The following is a 16,985-nucleotide window of genomic DNA, read 5'->3' on the forward strand; positions in this document are numbered from 1 at the left end:
ATCAATGCGGGTCGGCATCACCGGAGCGACTGGGTATGTCGGGTCCATCCTGCGTGCTACCTTCGCCCAGCAAGGGCATGAGGTCATCGCGTTCGCCCGCCCGAACCGGGCGACCTCCGCATCTGCCGCCGCAATGGCCGGCGTCGCCGAATGGCGCCCATATGAGATTAAGCGCCCGCCGTCGGGACCCGCATTCAGCGACCTAGATGTGCTCATCCATAGTGCATGGGACCTGAGTCTCGTCAGTGCCGGCGATGTATGGGGTGTCAATGTGTCCGGCTCGCAGCACCTCCTCCGCAATGCCGCCGACGCAGGGGTTCGCCGGGTCATTTTCATCTCCTCGATGTCCGCTTACAAGGGAACCCGACAGTTGTACGGCCAGGCCAAGCTGGCGTGTGAGCGCACAGCCAGCAGTCTGGGAGGCGTCTCCACCCGCCTCGGACTGGTTTACGGCCCCGGTTGGGCCGGGATGGCCGGCGCGCTGCGCAAACTCACCAAACTGCCGGTTACACCTCTCATCGGGGCGCGCTCCCATCAGTTCACCGTGCATGAGGCAGACATGGCAGCCGCCATGGTGCGTATTGCCGAATCGGACATGCCCCTGCCGGAACCGGTAGGGCTGGCCAACCCCGAACCCGTGCCGTTCCGACGGCTCATGAACGAGATCGCCGCGTCACAAGGCAGAACACTACGTGCCGTCCCGGTGCCCTCGCAGCTTGTCAGTTGCATGCTCCGGGCAGGAGAGGCCCTGCACGTCCCCCTACCCTTCCGATCCGACTCCATCCTGGGGCTCGTGCACCCGGCGGCAGAGGTTCCCGGGGTAGGGCAGCTCAAGCAGCTCGGAATCAGGTTTCGAAGCTTCTCGCTGGACGGAGATCGACGTTAAAAATATGGGAGATTTGCCCAGCCCTGCGGGTGACAGCGTTTTGACACTTCCCGGGCACTGCAACTTTCACCTTCGTGAGCCTCCAGCACACAAAGGTCGGTTCGCGCTCGACGCGCACGAACACCACCTCAGCTCGTGAGGACGATCAGCGAGGCGCCGCCGAGTAAGCGCACCGACAGGTCCTCTCCGGCCATAGTCCGGACAATGCCTCGGGCGGCATTACCGAGGATGGCTGTAGTGGTTCTCCATTCGGGATGGATCTGCAGAATATCTTCCGCGGTCCTAGTGTACTGTGCGTCAATAATTTTAAAATCTGTGTCGCGCAGAGTCGCTAGCGCCGTTGCCTGATCAAAGTAATGCAGGTGACCAACCTCCTTGCGTTGCTTAAGATGCTGACCACGTATAAGTCCGACGACATTCATGTCAAGTGGAATATGGAACGTATAGTATCTTGATCGTCCTCTTAGTCTTCGAAGGAAGCCAATATAATCATCAACGTGCTCGAAAACATCGATGCACAAAAGAAGATCGCAATTCTCGCCGGTCTGAAAGAAGTCGCCGCAGTGAAACTTGAGGTTGTTTTTTTCTCGGTGTTTGGCCAAATTTATAGCGTAGGGAGCGATATCGTAGCCGATGGCTGTTGAATCACGGAAGATATCATGCCGAAGAAGAGCATCCAGAACGCTTCCCGTCCCACAACCTGTATCGACGATTTTCTGGCAACTGATGTTGTTGGCGTGCACGATCTTGGCGATGTTCGCGGCCTTAACACCGCCATCTTCGTCATGCCAAGTAGGATTAGCAGCGGCATAATCTATTCCGGTATAGAGGTCATTACTTGACATCATCTCTGCCATCTTTTGTGGTCGAGCCAGATTAAGTTGCCTCTTCAAATATTTCGGTGTTACTAATAGTTTCTTTTGGCTTGAAATCGACCAGCGATCGAGGTCGCTGCATGGCACAAGGCCAGGTCCAGAAGGGGATCCTAAGTCGTCCTGTCGATCGCATTTCACATTTCGGGAATGGACGAATGTTAGGGAGCCGCACCGGTCTTGAGGTCGCTCAGGGTTCCTCCGTTGCCTCGGGACTACACGCTACATGCGAACCGCGCATCTCAGTGGGCGCAACCGGATAAAAGCAAAACCTAGCCATTACAAATGTAACGACACTCTCGATGGCGTCAAGCCGCCGGCGGCGAAGCTTCCGGGGAGGTCCCGTAAGGCACGCGGCCCATCTGAGGTAGCTCATGGGAATCCAACTCCTCTCGTTCCACAGCGAGGCTGACTGGCAGAAATTTTCGCCGATCAGGGACAAGCGATGCCGCATTGTCGGCTTTACGTTCTGAACGACGGTCAACCTGCATAGACGACCATGCAGCAAAAGAGCACGCTAATCGACTGTGCCCCAGGTGGAGCTTTGGCCACTGGCTGCGCGGTTCAGACTCGTGGCAGGCGCCACGCGGCGAGAACGTGCCGCGCCATAGGGGTCAAGTATCAGCCACTTCAACAAGCCGCTCAAGCGATCGCACTTCCCCTGGATGCGGTTGCAGGTTCGGCGCGTTACATGCAGGCACGCTGGCGTTTCGATTGAACGGCCTGTCGGCGCTGTAGGGCCTGCACTCGATAGCAGGGCCAGCTCTCACCTTCGATCATTGAAGGCGGATCATGTGGGACATCGCCGCCGTGGCGCTGGCGAGATCCCTCAGCAATACGTGTAGAGACTGCATCGGCCGCGCAAACGGCACGGTCGAACATCGGGCCGGCAGCGCCAGCCATAGGTTCGACGGCTCGTCCGCCACGCAACTCGGAAGACATTCCGGCCATCCTTGTCGATGACCTCACATGCGAACGACCCCGCGAACACATGCGCTCAAACCGGCGCAACATTTCAGCCGACGGACACGGTTTTGGTAGGACGTCCGGAAGGGCGCTTCGGTGCGGCCGTTCGACACACGTCCTACATTAGAATGTGTTAATAAGTTCTCGCTGAGCCTCATTCTCGCCGCAAATGGCAGTAAGCTCGTGTTAGCTCGATATATTGTCCTCGGATTAATCACTCCCCGATAGTATAAGACGGTAAGCGGGATAAGTCCAACGAGCGAAACTGCCTGCGTTTTACTTATGGCGCAGGCGTAATTACAACAAAAAAACACAACCAGCCAAGGATACACCGTGTTTTTACTAAACAGCTCGGCGGTGCCGGAAGAGCTGCGCTCGACTTCAATTTGGCTGCGGCTGGAACCGCCGAACAGCTTGCGTGCGCGGCAGCACCCTCGACAAAATTCGTCTTCGGATGGCGAGTTCAACGTTCAGCTTGCTCGACAATAATGTCTGGGCGAGGACTTCCAAATCTCCGCTACTTTGAAACTCCGTTCGCAGTGCCCAACTGCGAGCATGCGATCTGCCGCGCGCCTTGGCGATGCGCGGCAGTGGAATTCCCTGTTTTCAACACCAAAGAGGATCACTGAATGACTCTTTCCGCCCCCGCAGGCTTTGCCTCTAGCGATCTCGTCTTCGAGGAAAACTTCTCCGGTACGGCGCTCGACAGCGACTGGCATACCTACATCACCAGCAATGCCGCCAATGGCTGGCCATGGAATAGCAATGGATCAGGAGGAAGCAACGCAGGCTCGCAATATTATGCCGATTACGATGTGCCGAGCCAAGTCTCCGTGAGCAATGGGGCCTTGGATCTCACGGCGATCAAGCAGCCCATCAGCGGCATAAATCAGGGGACCACACAGACATACCCGGTCACGTCCGGCGCGGTCAGCAGCTACGGCAACTTCGAATTCAATGGCGGCTACCTTCAGATCAGCATGAAGGCGCCAAGCGGCGATGGCGCATGGCCGGCCCTTTGGCTGTTGCCCGGCCATGGCGCCGGCAGCAGCGGCGACAATTTCGAGATCGACATGCAGGAGGGCGGATTTACCGGTTCGGGGCCGGCGGACCAGATGTTCTCCTGGCACCTCCACTCGCCGTCAGGGTGGGTAGGAAACAGCATTGATACGGGGACCGACCTCACGGCCGGCTTCCACACGTACGGCATCAACTGGGTGCCCGGTCAATCGATCACCTGGTATCTCGACGGGCATCAGATGGCGCAAGTGACCAGCGCACAGGTGCCGATCCCGGATGAACCGATGGAATTGATCATGAACAATGGGGTCGCGAATTCGAACGTGACCGGATGGCATACGGCTCTGGATGGTTCGACTCCTTCGTCGATGCAGATGCAAGTCGATCAGATTCAGCTTTACCAGAAGGCAGGCAGCGGTGACACGGTGACGGGTGCTAACGTCACTCCCCCAATCACTGGCTCGACCGGGACCGAGCCCGTGTCTGGCACCGGGACGGTTCCTTCTTCCGGCAGCACCAGCGATGGCACCTTGTACGGCACCAGCGACGCCGATGTATTACACGGAACCAGCGGCCACACGATGATTGGCTATGGCGGCAACGACACCTATTATGTCGATAATGCCAACGAGAAGGTGGTTGAGGCGGTGGGCGGCGGCAACGACAGTGTGCTCGCCTCGGTGAGCTATGCGCTTTCCGCCGGCTCGGAGATCGAGCTCCTCGCTACCAATAACGCGTCAGGCACGAAAGCAATGACCCTCGCCGGCAACGAGTTCGCCCAGACCATCCAGGGCAATGCCGGCAACAATGTCATTAACGGCGGCCTCGGCGCCGACGTCTTGACCGGCTACGGAGGCCACGATGCCTTCTCGTTCAATACTGCTCTTGGAGCCGGTAATGTCGACAAGATCACCGACTTCAAGCGCTCCCAGGATACGTTCCATCTCAGCGATACCGTTTTTGCCGGGCTTCAGCCGGGAGGGCTTCCATCCAAAGCTTTCTTTATTGGTGCAGCCGCGCATGACAGCTCCGATCACATCATCTACGACAGTGCAACCGGGGCGCTCTCTTTCGACAGTGACGGGGCCGGCGGCGCATCTCAAATACAGTTCGCAAGCCTTTCCCCACATCTGTCGCTCAGCGCAGCCTCGTTCTATGTGACCTGAAGGACTACGCGGGGCTGCCATGGCCAAATAAGGACTGGATGAACAGCACCTCAAAGCCATGGTGCCGAACCGAACTCAGCGTACCAAAGGCGGGAGCCCGGTTTTCGGCGATGATCTGCTCAAGCAAAAGAGATGGGGTTCCATCCCGATGCCATCGGGATGGAACCGCTCTAGTTGTGAGCTTTGCGCAGGTTGTCCATTTGGACCGAACCGAGGAGACTGGAGTTACCAAGCTTCGGGTCCGAATGAACATCCCAGACTGGCATGCGCAGCATCATCAGCTACTTTCTCTCGCCAATGATGCGATACAAGCAGGAAACACTGCGAGAGCGGTAAGAAGCCGGTTTGCAGCCGACGAAAGTTCGCCCTCCGGCTTCAACTCGAGAGCGCCGCAATCTTGTCGAGGCGATAGGTCAAAGGCGGGAAGCGGTCGGCTCGAAGCTGGATGACCATAGCCGGTTGTGGAAGGTCGAACTGCAACAACTCACTCGCGAGACAGGCCTTGCGCTCCACATTGCATCACCATCCGACGGGCACATCGACGTGGCGCAACATCGAACCCCCCTGTTCTGCCGCATCACGCAAAGCTGGCGCGGACGGCGCCTCCTCAATCGCGTGGCCTGGTCGAGCTGATCGCAGTCACGACAACCAAGCGGACCCGAAGCGGGCGCGCGGTCGATTCCGCGGCCGACGAAAAACGGGATCAAATGAACGATGTCGAGATGGAGGCGCTCGCCATCTAAGGCGACGCATTCATCCGGAATGGAACTGCACCATCCGCCCGAGATCAGTGGCAATTCGGAGCAGTGACGGGTCCTAGCCCGAGCTCCCTTCCCTGCGCAATAAAGACCAACGCTTGCAGGTGACGCCAATTTGGGAAACTATTGACCAGCGAGGCCTCTCACGCGGTTGATGTGGTCCAGGCTGCCGCAGCTGAATACGCAGCGATCTCTAGTACCAACCTAGTTCTGCTGGAAAACACAAGTGCTGACGTCGCGGCGCTCATTCCTGAAGCTCTTTGGCGCCGTGTCGCTCGCGGCATTCGGTCTGGCGAGTTATGCCATCGCGATTGAGCCTCGGTTTCGACTGAGTGTCACGCACTACAAGCTCCTTCCGCCGCGCTGGCCGACCACTGCCAAGCCCCTGCGCATCGTCGTGGTCGCTGACATCCATGCCTGCGAGCCTTGGATGCCGGTTTCCAGGATCGACGAGATCGTTGGTGTTTCGAATAGCCTGCAGCCCGACATCATCCTTCTCCTTGGCGACTACGTGATGGGCGTGCTGCCCCGCTATGCCACCGGGATCGTGCCCGACACTGTTTGGGGGAATTCTCTTTCGAAACTTTCGGCGCCACTCGGCTGCCACGCCATTCTCGGCAACCACGACTGGTGGCACGGTGTCGATAGTGTCCGCGCAGCCCTCGTCGACAATGGCATTCCGGTCCTCGAGAACACCGCCACGCTTATCCGTCAGCAGGATGGCCCAGCATTCTGGCTCGCGGGTCTTGGCGACCAGTGGGCCATGCAGTTTTCTCGCGGCGTGTACAAGGGCGTCGACGATCTGCCTGGAACAATGGCCGGAATACCCAACGACGGCAATCCGATATTGCTCCTTGCGCATGAACCGGACATCTTCATTACTGTCCCTGACCGTGTCAGCCTGACGTTATGCGGCCATACACATGGCGGACAGGTGCGCTTGCCATTCGTTGGCCCCCCCATCATCAATTCAGCCTACGGACAGCGCTTCGCTTATGGGCATGTCGTCGAGGGTGGGAGGCACATGATCGTATCCGGGGGTTTGGGCGTATCATGGCTGCCGGTGCGCTTCGGCGTGTCGCCGGAGATCATGGTCGTCGATATCGGCCCCAAAACGTCCTCTCGTCCTATAGACGAACCATCCGCTGTGTCACGAGACCTGCCGTCCGCCGTTGATCGTTCGCACGAGGGTATTGATGGTTGTGTACATGCCGTATTCCCATCGCATCCAAGACGAACGCGGCACAGTCTATCATCCCTTTCTCCGACGGGCGGAGTCGGCGGATAGCTCTCGATCCACTAGAATGCCTTTAAGAAGCTGAGCCAGGCGTCCCGAAACACCTTTCTTCGACACATTCTCGGGGAACGGAAAACCTGAATGGGTACGGCATCTTGTAGCCCCATCCTTGTCGTTGGCGCCCGAGCAGAACGCATCTTGGAGCATGCAAATGGCCCTGGTTGCACGAGATCTCCTTTGGGCCATCGGCGAGCATACTCCTATTGGATGAGGCGGCGCGAACCAGCGTTTCAGGACTACTCAAATTCCTGAAGGGGCCTGCGCCCGGCAGCATGCTAGGACTGTTGCACGCAATAGCGGATCAAAACCGTGATCCTGGACATAGTCGGCCGAACCACGCCGAACACATTCCTCTTTGAAATCCAGCGTTCCGCGGTGGGCTGTCATTCAGCCGAGCCGAGCCGCAGATGGCCGATGGCGTGTAGGCAAGCGAAGAAACATACGGCAGGTCAATATCCCTGTATGGCATCGACCTCGATATAGAGAGGGGCTGCAATTCAGCCCCAGCTATAGACCGTTGCGGCCGGATCAGACGGGCTCGCGGGTGAGATAAACCGCAATTGAATTGCGCTCCACCAAGCGGGCCGCAAGGACACGGTGCTCGAAAGGTAACGTGGCCTCCGCCAGCCTCTTCAAGAGAAGCTCCGCTGCCGCCGCTCCAATCAAATGTGCCGGCTGCGCGATGGCTGTGATACCCTGGGCCACGAACTGCATCCAGTCGAGATCGTCGAAGCAGAGCAGCGAAACGTCTCCTGGAATCGCAAGCTTCAATGCGGAAATGGCCTCCAGAACCCCTGTCGACATCACACCATCGGCCGTAAACAGAGCGGACGGTGCATTGCGCATTGTCAGCAGATCGAGCGCCTCCTTGCGGGCTGCCTCGCTCGAATAGAGCGCCACGCGACGGATCAATTGCGGATCCGGCGTAATGCCCGCGGCGCGATGGGCTTCGAGATAACCCAATAGCCTCTGCCAGCTTGGATGATGGTAGCGAAGATCAGCGCTGGAGAGATCAACGTTTGCCACAAACGAGCCAACATCGTCGCGTTGGCCCGGCCCGAGTTCCGCCAATATTCCGATGCGGCTGTGTCCGGCCGCTATCATCGCCGCGATGCTGCTATGCGTTACAGAAACGTTGTCGACCACGACTGAATCGGTTTCCAGGCCCGCCACCATGCGGTCGAACTGCACGACGGGACAGCGAGCCGCGACTGCTTCATGAAGGTGATCCGGCTCGTCCACGAAGGTCGATGAGACAATTAAACCGTCGACCTGCTTTTCCAGCAGCAGTTGCACCGCCTCTTGCTCGAGTTCGGCATTTTCATCACTGTTCGTAACGACAACCCCGAAGCCGCCACGGCGCGCGACATCCCCTATTCCGCGCAGCACGCTGGCGTAGAATGGGCTTTCGATGTCGCCAACCACTACGCCGATAGTCTGCGTTTTACCGGTGATCAGACCTTTGGCAAGGCGATTGGGGCGGTAGCCCAGCTCAACTGCTGCGGCGCGCACCTTCTCCTGAACCTCGGGGCTGCTGTAGCCGTAGTCACCAAGAACACGCCCGGCCGTGGCGGAACTCACCCCGGCCCGGCGAGCGACCTCTATGATAGTTGCGTTTTTGGGTGATCTTTGAGTCACTCGGCAAACCTAGCGCCCATGCGCGCGTTGTGCCGGCGACCTAGCGGCAGTTAAGCCCGTCCGCAAGGGCGAACACCGCAACAGCCCCCGTTGCGCACACCATTGCAATCACAGCACCTCGGACAAAAAGCGCCGAAGACGCGGGCTTTGCGGGTTATCGAATAGGTCCTCTGGTCGGCCTGCCTCGACAATCCGCCCCTCGTCCATAAATACGAGCTGGTTCGCGACCTTGCGAGCGAAGTTCATCTCGTGTGTAACGACCACCATCGTCATCCCGCCCCGACCAAGATCGGCCATCAAGTTCAGGACGCCTTTGACCAATTCCGGATCGAGCGCGCTGGTGACTTCGTCGAACAGCATAATCTCGGGTTCGAGGGCCAGGGCGCGCGCGATGGCCACCCGCTGCTGTTGCCCGCCCGAGAGATTGGCCGGCCGATGGTCCTTACGCTCCAGCAGTCCGACTTCATTCAGCCTCGCCAAGGCCGCGCCCTCAGCCTCCTCGCGCGACATGCGTTTAACTTTGCGAAGCGCCAAGGTGATGTTGGCGAGCGCGCTGCGGTCGGGGAACAGATTGAACTGCTGGAAAACCATGCCGACGCGCCGCCGGAGTTGGTCAGGGGTCTGTTTGTAGATGCTTTCGCCATCGAGCAGAATGTCACCGGCTCGACACTCTACGAGGCGGTTGAGGCAACGCAGCAAGGTCGACTTGCCCGAGCCCGACGGACCGATGAGGCAGGTGACGGTCCCCGGCTCCACTTTCAGACTGACGTCATGGAGGACCTGGACGACACCATAGGCCATGTCGATATTCTTCACCTCAATACCGCCACCCTTGAAGCGTGTGGGCGCTGCTGCAGGCAACGTCTCTGTGCCCGGCACGACCGCTTCGGCAAGCTCGGCGACTTCCTTGAGGCCACTTTGCACAGCGGTGATACGTTTGCCGACGCGCATGCGCGCGTCGATGTAATTGACGAGATGGGTCAGCGGCACCGTGATCACGAGATAGAACACGCCGGCCAGCAACAGCGGCGACAAGTTGCCGGTCAGCACGGCCTGGTCCTGGCCGACGCGGAACAATTCGCGTTCGGAGGCGAGCAGACCAAGAAAATAGACCAGGCTGGAGTCTTTGACGTTGCCGATGAACTGGTTGACCAGTGCAGGCAGGACGCGGCGGATGCCTTGCGGGATCACCACCAGGCGCATGCCTTGGCCATATGTCATGCCGAGAGTGCGCGTGGCGTCGATCTGACCACGCTCGACGCTCTGAATGCCGGCGCGGAAAATCTCCCCGATATAGGCGCCGGCGATCAGGCTGAGCGCCAGAATGCCCAGCGGATAAGGCGATGGACCGAACAGATCTCGGCCCAACCGCGCGAAGCCTTGGCCAATGATTAGGATTGTGACAATGGCAGGAAGCCCGCGGAAGATATCGGTGTAGACTCGGGCAAGGAGTTTCAGCGGCTGGTTCTCGGAAATCCCCATCACGGCGAGTACGATACCGATCAGCGTCCCGAAAAACGTCGAGGCAAGGGCCAGGATCAGGGTGTTCTTGAGGCCGACCATCACCATGTTCGGCAGAACTTCTGCCATCGCCTGGAAATCAAGAAAGCTGCGGGCGAAGTTGTCGAACCAGCTCATATCAAGTCCATCTATAACTCGGCCGGGCACCGTTGCTCACGGGCCCGGCCGGAAACGATAACGAATGCGCGCGAATTTACTTCTTTGGCAGATATTGATCCGGCATCGGGGTACCCGGGAACCATTTCTCGTGAAGCCGTTTCCAGGTGCCATCCTCCATGGCCTCGCGCAGTGCCTTGTTTAGCGCTTTTCGGAAAGCGTCGTTGCCCTTCTTGACCACGAACCCGGCAGGCGCGTCGAAGGACGGCACATTCATTGTTATCTTAAGGTTGTTGTAGCGCTCCACATACTGCTTGGCCGACTCATAGTCGGTGAAATGGCCATCGATCGTCCCGTTGTTCAGCGCCGCCACCGCAGTGTTGTTGTCGGGGAATTTGACGATGTCGCCCTTCAGGTTCTTCTCAGCATAGATTTCCTGCAGCGTTCCCTGGATCACGCCGATGCGCTTTCCGGCGGTGCTCTCATTGGTCGTCAGAGCCGGATCAGCCGAAATGATCGACAGGTAGCCAGCGAGATAGCCGTCGCCAAAATCCACGGTCTTCTTGCGCTCCGCGGTCGTGCCAATGGCGGCGACAGCGACGTCGAAGCGGCCGTTGGCGACAGACGGCAGCAGCGCCGAGAATTCTTGGCCGGTGAAAACGACCTGCTCCTCCTTGAACCCGAGCCGGCGCGCCACGTCGCGGAAGAGTTCAGCGTCGAAGCCGGTGAAGTTGCCGTTGGCGTCGGTGAAGACATAGGGTTTCGCATCGCCCATGGTTCCGACGCTGATCATCGTCGGGTCGATGAGGTTGTAGGGGTTGTCGGCCGCTTTTGCCTGCGTTGATGCGGCCAACGTGCCAAGTCCTGTCACCAGCGCGATCGTCAGCGCCAGACCGGATTTCACAAATTGGCGCCTGCTCGAATTCGTTTGCATGTCTTCTCCTCTTACGATTGGCCGAAGTCGGCCTGCGGTCCCACTCGACGACTCATCCATCAAAACGCTCTTTCATGGCGTTGGTTTTGAATGAGAACGTTATCACTTTAACTAGCATTGTCCATTTTTCGCGTCAATTGCTCAGTTGAATTTCGCAGCTAGACGGTTCTCTCGTCTTGAATGCGCCGAGCTCCGCGGAGGACCTCCGGCGTGATCTTTCCTAGATCGATTGCTGCCGCATAGCCGATGGCCCCGTAGTACCGGCAGGTAGCAGCCGCCGCCTCCGCGGCTTGGCCAAGAATGTCCTGAGGCGTCTCTTCCTTAAGCAGGCCGAATAGCGTTCTCGCGATGAAGGTGTCGCCCGCGCCCAGGGTGTCGACGGGTTCGACCAACCGCGCCGGGGTTCGGTAAGAGACGGTGGCGCCGTGAAGCACCGCGCCGGCCCGACCGCGAGTTACAAGAACCCACTTTGAACCAAATGCAAGCAATTCGGCTGCGATTGCGGCCAATTCCTTGTCGTCGAGACCGTCACCCGAGACGCAAGCCAGATAGCAATAGGGCCCAATCTCGCGTCGGTGTCCCGGTTCCCGCCGGGTGGAAAAATCATAAGACAACAGTGACTTACTTGATACAGCGGCAACCCAGGGGTCCAGACCGCTGGACTGGCCGATGTGGACGGCCTGAAAACCCGAGAGAAAATCCAGATCTTCTTGCGTCGGCGTGAACGCCGAAATTCCGAGATCGAAGTCCAGGAAAATCCGATCGGCGTTGCGGTGACCTATGAGGCAATAGGCGGTCGGCCCTTCAAGGCGCCGCAATCGGGTGACGTCCACGCGCTCGGACTTGAGTGCGGCGTGAATCAAGTCCCCTGCCCGGTCTTTGCCGATCGCCCCAACATAGGCCGACTGCCCGCCGAAGCGGCTGACATAGACCGAGACATTGAGGCAATTTCCGCCAGGATACATCTCGCCGCGAGCGAGATAACAATCGACCACGTTGTCGCCCATCACGGCAATCTTGACCATCGCAGGACTTTCAGTTTAAAGGGTGTGATAACGTTCGCACAATGGCCCGCCATTGTCAATTGTGCGCCGGCCCAAGCTCTGTCAACGAGAAAGGAACCTCATGATTTTCGCCCTCCCCGCCGACGTTGAACGCGCCCTGGCCGCTACGGCGGGCAGGCAGTTTTCGCATCTTTTCCTCGTGGCGTGCGGCGGCTCGCTCTCGATCATGATGGCAGGCAAATACTTCGTCGACCGTCACAGCGGCACATTCGCCTGCGACATCTACAACGCGGATGAGTTCGTCTGCCGAGATCCGCGACGGTTGGGACCTGACGCGCTCGTTATCCTTTGCTCGCAGACAGGCACCACCCACGAGACCGTGCGAGCGGCCAATCATGCAAAGGATCAAGGCGCGACGACAATCGGCATGACGCTCGACCAGATATCGCCCCTCGCGCAGGCGGTCGACCACGCAGTCGCCTACCAGGCCTCCTACACGACGGGCAAACCGATCGATGCAGCCCGCAGCAACTACGGCGTGCTCTACATGTTGCTCGCCGGCCTAATCGATGCTCGGGAGGATGCCGGGCTGACCGCCGATCTGCTGATGAGCCTGAGCCATCTTCAGCCGGCGATCGAACGTGCGCACCGGACCTATGCCGACCGGTTTAAGGCCTTCGCACCCCGTTTCGCGCCGTGCAATACGATCTACACACTGGCCAGCGGTGCAAGCTACGGTGCGGCGTATTCCTACGCCATCTGCGTGTTGATGGAGATGCAGTGGTACGACTCGCAAGCCATACACGCCAACGAGTTCTTTCACGGCCCATTTGAGGTGGTGAACCGGGACGCTTGCTTCGTGGTCTTGCTAGGTTTGGACGAGACGAGGCACCTTACGGAACGCGCTCGCGATTTCCTTTTCAAGCACGGCAGCCGGGAAAACATACTGGTGCTCGATGGAGCGGAACTCGACCTCAGTGGTATGTCAGAACACATCAAGCGCTATCTCGTTCCCTTGGTCTTTTTTGACACACTATGGCGTTTTGCCTACGAGCTGGCCGGTCTGCGCGGCCGGCCAATGCTTGAGGGCCGGCGCTACATGAAGAAGCTCACCGACTATTAGTTCCGCCGCGCTCTGCAGCGATCCAACAACCCCCAGCCCGTCTTCTGCGAAGAAGGATATCTCCATGACTGCCTCCCCAAAGCTGCGCCATGTCGTTGTTATCGGCGCGGGCATCTTCGGCATCTCTTCCGCGTTGCACCTTGCTCGTCTTGGCGTTGATGTAACCATTGTCAACGACGGCGCGCCGGCTAACGGTGCATCCGGCCGTTCACTTTCCTGGCTGAACTCAGCGCGACGTGCTGACACTGCCTACCACCGCTTGAGGCTTGCAGGCATCGACCGTTATCGGACCCTGGCCGCCACAAGGCCGGAAACGGCGTCGTGGCTTCGCTTTGACGGCGGCCTCACCTGGGATCGGGATGATGAGGCGAACCAGATCGCGTCCATCTGCCAACTGGAGCAGGATATTGGCTATGACGCGCTTCTGCTCGGCCCTGCCGAAGTCGGCGCAGTGACGCCCGGCGTCAACGCCAGCGCCATCACCCCGCAGGGCGCCATCTTCAATCCTGGCGAAGGATGGGTTGACCTGCCCTGCCTGATCGATCTGCTGCTCAATGAGTTCCGCTCCCGCGGCGGCAAGCTCGTCCAGAACGCCGGACGCGTGCGGACGGATGCCACAGGTGGTCGCGCGCGTGGCGTCGTCACTGCCGATGGTGTGCCGGTAAAGGCGGATGCAGTGATCCTTTGCGTTGGGCCAGCGACGCCTGTTATGCTTGCTGAGATCGGAGTCCATATCCCGGACGCTACGCCGATTTCACTCCTCTTGAAAACCAAGCCGATCAGGACCGAGCTCCGTGCCGTGCTGAATACGCCGCGCGTGGCGGTGCGCCCGACGCCGGATGGCGAACTTGTTTTGGATTCGGCGTGGTCGGAGGAAGAAGTCGTGGTCAACTCTGACGGAACTTACATCGTGCATGACAAGACCGTCAAAGGACTGCTCGACGAGGCTAGTGCGGTGCTCCAGGGCAATCCGCGGCTCCAACTCGCTACCTATGCAGTTGGCCCGAAGCCTATCCCCGGCGACGGCGAGCCAGTGCTTGGCTCCGTCGAGACCGTCGCCGGGCTTCACGTCGCCTTTGGCCACAGCGGCGCCACGCTTGGATTGATCGTCGGCGAATTGCTTGCCAAAGAAATCGCCTCAGGCAATCCGCATCCCATGCTTGCGACCTTCCGCCCTAATCGTTTCAGCTGAAAGGGCAATTGGGGCAAGGCCGAACTGTCCAGATGGGCAGCGGGCCTGGGGAAGAGATGGGTGACATGATCGTGTGATCGGGTTGTCGTCTTACGGCGACAGAGACGGCGACGAGTGTCAGCGCCGCGCGTCCAAGCGCGAACGCGCAGGGGAGAGATGAATGCCCCGCAAACTATGGTCAGATAGCCGCTCGCGATTCACTGGAGTGCGCTAAGCGCGACAAGTTGCGGAATCCTCAATTCAAAGCCAAGAAGATCGAAAGGCAGACTGCACCGAAGACCCCGGCGGTCTACCTTGTGGGAATCAGGTGCAGTGCAGACTTCCCGCCCTTCACGGCCGCCGCTGACAGCTTGCGGTCAAAGCTCGCTAGTTGGCCGCCGCGCGCCTTGGCGAGCGCGAGAAGATAGGTATCGGTGACCTGTGCCGAGGTCAGGATTTTCGCTGCATCGATGTCGCCGGAGCCAACCAGGGTCACATCGTCGGGCCAGAAGCTGTGCCCGTGCAGAGCCCGCAACTTGGTAACGATTTGCGCAACGATGGCGGGCGAACCGGGACAATTAGGATATCTTTGGTTGCCGACGATGCGCAAGACGCCGTTTTCGGTGATGGGACACGTAGCCCATGCGGCGTTACCGGTCACTTCGAACCAGGCATGCGCGTCGTCATGGGCCACGTGGCCAGGATCTATCAGTGCGATCAGCACATTGACATCGAGCAGGAACGTCAAGGCAGTTCGTCTCGCAAGGCATTGACCGTCTCAAGCGTGACAGGAGGTGCATCCGGCCGAGGCGACAATAGAGGTATCCCATTGCGCTCGCCGCCGGCTTGAGGCCGGCGCAGCGAGCGCCGGGCGAGATCGGTGATGACCTCGCCGAGGCTGCGATCCTGCTGCCGGGCCATGGCCTTGGCCGCGACCAGGACATCGTCATCGATCGCCAGTGTGGTTCTCATATCGCCCTCCTTGGTGGGCATCAAACATCACGCATCATATAGAATAGCGACGTCGGATACTCAAGCGGTGCGAATAGCCGGCGGACTTTGCGTGGAACGCGTTTTGTGCCGGAAGGATCGTCGCTCCACGGCTTCAACCTTTGTATGCGACGAGAACTGCGCCCGCTGCTGCAATCAGTGAAACGCCAAGCCAGTTCGGCAGGGACAATTGTTCACTGAGGAAACCCACTCCGAATGCCGTGTCAAGCGCGCCGCTTAGCCTGGCGTCACCGAGCAACTCCCCCTCCCATAATGCAGCATCAGGGCTGCGGTCACATATCTTGATTGTGTTTGCTGACGTCAGCCAGATCCAGCCAGGTCGACAACAGCCTTGATCAGACCGGACTTCTGCTGCGCCCAGATCGCAATATCGCGTGGGCTGTCGCGCAGGGTGGTGCGATGGGTGACGAGTCGGTCGATTGGTATTTTTCCAGCGCAGATCGAGGCAATGACGTGCGGGAAATCGCTACGCGTCGCGTTGCGACTGCCGATCAGCATCATTTCCCGCTTGTGGAACTCTGGATCGGAGAAGGTTATGTCGTCCGGCACGACGCTGACCATCACCATGACGCCGCCATGGGCAACATAGGCAAAGGCGGACTGGATCGAACGGCTGTTTCCCGTTGCGTCGAAGACGACGTCGAAACCTGTTCCCGCAGTGCGCTCCGCTATCGTTTCGATGATCGATCCCTTCGACCCGTCGATCACCAGGAAGCCCAATTGCCTTGCGGCAAAGGCCAGCCGCTCGGCATCGACGTCCATGACGGTCACGTTGAGTTGCGCGATGCGCGCAAAAAGCGCGGTGCCGAGGCCGATCGGCCCGGCTCCGATAACCAAGGTGCGAATGCCCGGCCCCGCCATGGACCTGCGGACCGCGTGAGCACCAATGGCCAGAAACTCGACCGTGGCCGCCTCGACCGGTGACAGACCGGCCGCGGGAATCAAGTTCTGCGCCGGCACGAAAATCTGCTCACTCATGGGACCGTCACGGTGCACGCCAAGCACCTCGATCGCCATGCAGCAGTTCGGCTTGCCCTGGCGGCAGGCGGCACAATGTCCGCAGGAAAGATAAGGATTGACGAGGATTTGCTCTCCAACCGCCATATGCACGGGCGCGTTGATTGCCGCGATTGTTCCCGAAACTTCATGGCCCATGACGCGTGGATAGGCGAGGTAAGGATGCCTGCCCTCGAAGATGTGGTAGTCGGTTCCGCATATCCCGACATAGGCGACATCGACCAGTGCCCAGCCCTCCGGCGGAGTGCCTGGCGCCTGCTGCTCCTCAAACACCAGCCTGCCGGGCTCGGCGCATCGCACGACTTTGATGCTGGGGCCCATGATTGTAATTCACCCCTTGCTAAGCTGGAGTCCGGCAGGAAGTGGGGGGGGGGGGGGGAGAACCCGCACCCCAGGGGGGGCCAGGACGTTGCTAGCTATGTTGAGAGGGAACCCAACCGCGGCCGGGTCACACAAAAGAGGCACCGGGGGGGGAACGGATGGGGGGGCCGACAGCGGTCTGGGA

General features: G+C 59.4%; 12 protein-coding genes and 2 pseudogenes. 5 read left to right on the forward strand and 9 right to left on the reverse strand.

Features of this window, described 5'->3' with window-relative positions; all coding sequences use genetic code 11:
• The first annotated feature begins 4 nt into the window (after positions 1 to 4).
• Positions 5 to 886, forward strand: a complete 882-nt coding sequence (locus NKI59_RS19030; protein ID WP_352591333.1) for an NAD-dependent epimerase/dehydratase family protein — start codon at positions 5 to 7, stop codon at positions 884 to 886.
• A gap of 128 nt (positions 887 to 1,014) precedes the next feature.
• Here NKI59_RS19030 and NKI59_RS19035 read toward each other — a convergent pair whose 3' ends face one another.
• Positions 1,015 to 1,743: a class I SAM-dependent methyltransferase gene (locus NKI59_RS19035; RefSeq protein WP_352591330.1), complete on the reverse strand. Its 729-nt coding sequence runs from the start codon at positions 1,741 to 1,743 to the stop codon at positions 1,015 to 1,017.
• Positions 1,744 to 3,353: 1,610 nt separating this feature from the next.
• On the opposite strand from NKI59_RS19035, the gene NKI59_RS19040 reads away from it, so the two are divergent.
• Positions 3,354 to 4,910, forward strand: coding sequence for a family 16 glycosylhydrolase (locus NKI59_RS19040; RefSeq protein WP_352706018.1), 1,557 nt, complete (start codon positions 3,354 to 3,356; stop codon positions 4,908 to 4,910).
• Between the two features lie 987 nt (positions 4,911 to 5,897).
• Positions 5,898 to 6,776, forward strand: a pseudogene (locus NKI59_RS19045) (metallophosphoesterase); the annotation flags it as partial.
• 717 nt (positions 6,777 to 7,493) lie between these two features.
• Here the strand turns inward: NKI59_RS19045 and NKI59_RS19050 are convergent.
• The 4 genes from NKI59_RS19050 to NKI59_RS19065 all read right to left on the reverse strand — a co-directional run bounded on the left by NKI59_RS19050 (position 7,494) and on the right by NKI59_RS19065 (position 12,179).
• Positions 7,494 to 8,603, reverse strand: coding sequence for a LacI family DNA-binding transcriptional regulator (locus tag NKI59_RS19050; RefSeq protein WP_352454194.1), 1,110 nt, complete (start codon positions 8,601 to 8,603; stop codon positions 7,494 to 7,496).
• 108 nt (positions 8,604 to 8,711) lie between these two features.
• A complete protein-coding gene (locus NKI59_RS19055; RefSeq protein WP_352706022.1) occupies positions 8,712 to 10,241 on the reverse strand; it encodes an amino acid ABC transporter permease/ATP-binding protein in 1,530 nt (509 codons plus the stop codon).
• Between the two features lie 76 nt (positions 10,242 to 10,317).
• Positions 10,318 to 11,154: an ABC transporter substrate-binding protein gene (locus NKI59_RS19060; RefSeq protein WP_352591316.1), complete on the reverse strand. Its 837-nt coding sequence runs from the start codon at positions 11,152 to 11,154 to the stop codon at positions 10,318 to 10,320.
• A 158-nt stretch (positions 11,155 to 11,312) separates the two neighbouring features.
• A complete protein-coding gene (locus NKI59_RS19065) occupies positions 11,313 to 12,179 on the reverse strand; it encodes a PfkB family carbohydrate kinase (RefSeq protein WP_352706024.1) in 867 nt (288 codons plus the stop codon).
• 100 nt (positions 12,180 to 12,279) lie between these two features.
• On the opposite strand from NKI59_RS19065, the gene NKI59_RS19070 reads away from it, so the two are divergent.
• Both NKI59_RS19070 and NKI59_RS19075 read left to right on the forward strand, forming a co-directional pair.
• Positions 12,280 to 13,281, forward strand: coding sequence for an SIS domain-containing protein (locus tag NKI59_RS19070; RefSeq protein ID WP_352706026.1), 1,002 nt, complete (start codon positions 12,280 to 12,282; stop codon positions 13,279 to 13,281).
• Between the two features lie 64 nt (positions 13,282 to 13,345).
• A complete protein-coding gene (locus tag NKI59_RS19075) occupies positions 13,346 to 14,473 on the forward strand; it encodes an NAD(P)/FAD-dependent oxidoreductase (protein ID WP_352706028.1) in 1,128 nt (375 codons plus the stop codon).
• 289 nt (positions 14,474 to 14,762) lie between these two features.
• Here NKI59_RS19075 and NKI59_RS19080 read toward each other — a convergent pair whose 3' ends face one another.
• The 4 genes and pseudogenes from NKI59_RS19080 to NKI59_RS19095 form a co-directional block, all read right to left on the reverse strand.
• Positions 14,763 to 15,200 carry a TA system VapC family ribonuclease toxin gene (locus tag NKI59_RS19080; protein ID WP_352706030.1) on the reverse strand — a complete coding sequence of 146 codons (438 nt, stop codon included), beginning with the start codon at positions 15,198 to 15,200 and terminating at the stop codon, positions 14,763 to 14,765.
• On the reverse strand, positions 15,197 to 15,424 hold the full coding sequence (locus NKI59_RS19085) for a CopG family transcriptional regulator (protein WP_352569963.1): 228 nt from the start codon (positions 15,422 to 15,424) through the stop codon (positions 15,197 to 15,199). Before NKI59_RS19085 ends, NKI59_RS19080 begins: the two co-directional genes overlap by 4 nt.
• 133 nt (positions 15,425 to 15,557) lie before the next feature.
• A pseudogene (locus tag NKI59_RS19090) lies at positions 15,558 to 15,659 on the reverse strand (EamA family transporter); the annotation flags it as partial.
• Between the two features lie 104 nt (positions 15,660 to 15,763).
• On the reverse strand, positions 15,764 to 16,789 hold the full coding sequence (locus tag NKI59_RS19095) for a zinc-binding alcohol dehydrogenase family protein (RefSeq protein WP_352706037.1): 1,026 nt from the start codon (positions 16,787 to 16,789) through the stop codon (positions 15,764 to 15,766).
• Positions 16,790 to 16,985 lie beyond the last annotated feature (196 nt).

Source organism: Mesorhizobium sp. M0598, from assembly GCF_040320865.1.
Lineage (GTDB): Bacteria > Pseudomonadota > Alphaproteobacteria > Rhizobiales > Rhizobiaceae > Mesorhizobium.

What these genes read in the sequence shown, in the direction of transcription:
- NKI59_RS19055 (WP_352706022.1), bottom strand. Translation starts at nt 10,241, where the DNA reads ATGAGCTGGTTCGACAACTTCGCCCGCAGCTTTCTTGATTTCCAGGCG.
- NKI59_RS19065 (WP_352706024.1), bottom strand. Translation starts at nt 12,179, where the DNA reads ATGGTCAAGATTGCCGTGATGGGCGACAACGTGGTCGATTGTTATCTC.
- NKI59_RS19035 (WP_352591330.1), bottom strand. Translation starts at nt 1,743, where the DNA reads ATGGCAGAGATGATGTCAAGTAATGACCTCTATACCGGAATAGATTAT.
- NKI59_RS19070 (WP_352706026.1), top strand. Translation starts at nt 12,280, where the DNA reads ATGATTTTCGCCCTCCCCGCCGACGTTGAACGCGCCCTGGCCGCTACG.
- NKI59_RS19040 (WP_352706018.1), top strand. Translation starts at nt 3,354, where the DNA reads ATGACTCTTTCCGCCCCCGCAGGCTTTGCCTCTAGCGATCTCGTCTTC.
- NKI59_RS19085 (WP_352569963.1), bottom strand. Translation starts at nt 15,424, where the DNA reads ATGAGAACCACACTGGCGATCGATGACGATGTCCTGGTCGCGGCCAAG.
- NKI59_RS19030 (WP_352591333.1), top strand. Translation starts at nt 5, where the DNA reads ATGCGGGTCGGCATCACCGGAGCGACTGGGTATGTCGGGTCCATCCTG.
- NKI59_RS19075 (WP_352706028.1), top strand. Translation starts at nt 13,346, where the DNA reads ATGACTGCCTCCCCAAAGCTGCGCCATGTCGTTGTTATCGGCGCGGGC.
- NKI59_RS19060 (WP_352591316.1), bottom strand. Translation starts at nt 11,154, where the DNA reads ATGCAAACGAATTCGAGCAGGCGCCAATTTGTGAAATCCGGTCTGGCG.